The sequence below is a fragment of the Sphingomonas sp. LH128 genome (genome assembly GCF_000293195.2).
GTDB lineage: Bacteria > Pseudomonadota > Alphaproteobacteria > Sphingomonadales > Sphingomonadaceae > Novosphingobium > Novosphingobium resinovorum_A.
Genome location: NZ_ALVC01000519.1, coordinates 1 through 1,842 on the forward strand (window position 1 = coordinate 1; position 1,842 = coordinate 1,842).

At 65.4% G+C, this 1,842-nt stretch carries 2 protein-coding genes; both read left to right on the forward strand.

Annotated features, from left to right (window positions below; all coding sequences use genetic code 11):
* On the forward strand, positions 1 to 1,042 hold a 1,042-nt coding region (locus LH128_RS29590), incomplete at its 5' end, for a phosphoadenosine phosphosulfate reductase domain-containing protein (RefSeq protein WP_008833385.1).
* A gap of 22 nt (positions 1,043 to 1,064) precedes the next feature.
* Positions 1,065 to 1,842: hypothetical protein (locus LH128_RS34110; RefSeq protein WP_008833386.1), on the forward strand; the 778-nt coding region annotated here is incomplete at its 3' end.

Here is a 1,842-nt window from a genome sequence, read left to right on the forward strand (position 1 = left end):
GGCCGGGGCCTGGATCGTCTTCAACGTCTCGGGCGGCAAGGATTCCTCCGCCGCCATGTTCGCCGTCTCGATCGTGCTCGATGGGCTCGGCCATCCCCGAAACCGCCGCCTGGTTATCCATGCCGACCTCGGCCGTGCCGAATGGGAGAGCACGCCCGCCATGGTCGAACGCCTCGCAGCGCTTGCGGATCTTCCGCTCAGCGTCGTGCGCCGCGGTGCCGGAGACCTGTTTGACCGCTGGGCGCAGCGCTTCGAGAACGGCAAGCGCCGATATGAGGCCCTTGAAACCTACAACCTGATCGGGCCGTGGTCTTCGGCCTCGCTGCGCTTCTGTACCTCCGAGGCCAAGGCCCATGTGATCGGGCCGCACCTGGCGCGCACCCTACGCGGCGAAACCATCATCAACGTGCTTGGCATCCGCCGCGACGAAAGCACCGCTCGATCGAAAACGCCCGAATGGAAGGCCGACGCGCGCTACGCCAGTGCCGGCAACGCCCATGGCACGCGCATGATGCTCTGGCATCCTATCGTCGAATGGACCACGGCCGAAGTCTTCGCGGCCCATGACCATCTCGGCATCCCGCTCCACGAAGCCTATACCCGCTACTCCAGTTCGCGGCTTTCCTGCCGGTTCTGCGTCCTGCAGTCGATCGCCGATGCCCGCGCTTCAGCCAGCGCTCCTGCGAACCGCGATGCGCTAATCCACCTTTGCGGCCTCGAGGCGCAGTCCACCTTTTCGTTTCAGCCCGCACGCTGGCTTGCAGATACCGCGCCGGATCTTCTCCCGCATGACCTGCAGATCCGCATTGCGGCCGCCAAGATCGATGCCCAGGAACGGCGCGAGGCCGAGGGCGCGATGCCGGGGGGCCTGCGCTACGTGAAAGGCTGGCCGCCGCGCTTGCCGACCATGTCCGCGGCCGCGGCCATTGCCAAGGCCCGCGCGCCGATCCTCGCGCGCCATCAGCTCGCCAACCGCTTTCCGACAGCCCGCGCCGTGCGGGACCGCTTTGCCGACCTCATCGACCAGCGCCGCAGCGCCTGACCGATCGCGAAAGGATACTGCCATGACCGCTTCCAACGACCATCCCACCATGTCCCAGGCTGAGGCCGTTGCGCTTGGCTTCGCTGGCTTCAACGACGTGCCGCACACGCCGATCGACGTCCCCGATGGCGAATACACCATCACCGTCAGAACGAGCGACGGCCGCCGCGTCACCTTCTGTTTCCTGCCCGATCGCGAGCGCAGCCCTGCCGGGTTCGTCGACATTCAGTACCACGACGCCGGGACATCTATCCCGAATGCCAGCGGCGGGCATTCGCCGACCTTCAACGTCTTCGGCATCGGACGGGGCGGACGCCATATCCTCGACTCCCGCCCGCTCGATGAAGCCGATCGCCCTTCCATTCTCGTGCTGATGCTCGACAAGGCCGGAAACGAGGCCAAGCCTTCGCCGCGCGCGAAGTCGAACACCAAAGGCGGCCGTCGCGAGGTTTCGTGGAGCTTCGGAGAAGGCACGATCTTCCCCGGCTACACGGACGACAGCGAGTGGAATGGCTTCCTCAACATCACCGTCGATGAAGCCACCTGGCCGCATGTCCATGCAGAACTTCTTGCAAGCGCCGATGGCGCTCGCGAGCTGATCGCATCGCTCAACGCTCTGAAGCCCAAGGCCGGGTATGTATCGCTCGCCTTCGGCTACACCACACAGGAAGTCGAAACGCGGTGGGCTTTGCAGTTCCCCGACTATCCGGTTGCCTGCATGCCGCCCATTCCGGGAGACTGGACGGACAAAAGCTGGCGCAACGACACCAAGCCCAGCTTCGAAGTCTGCACCGGGCCGA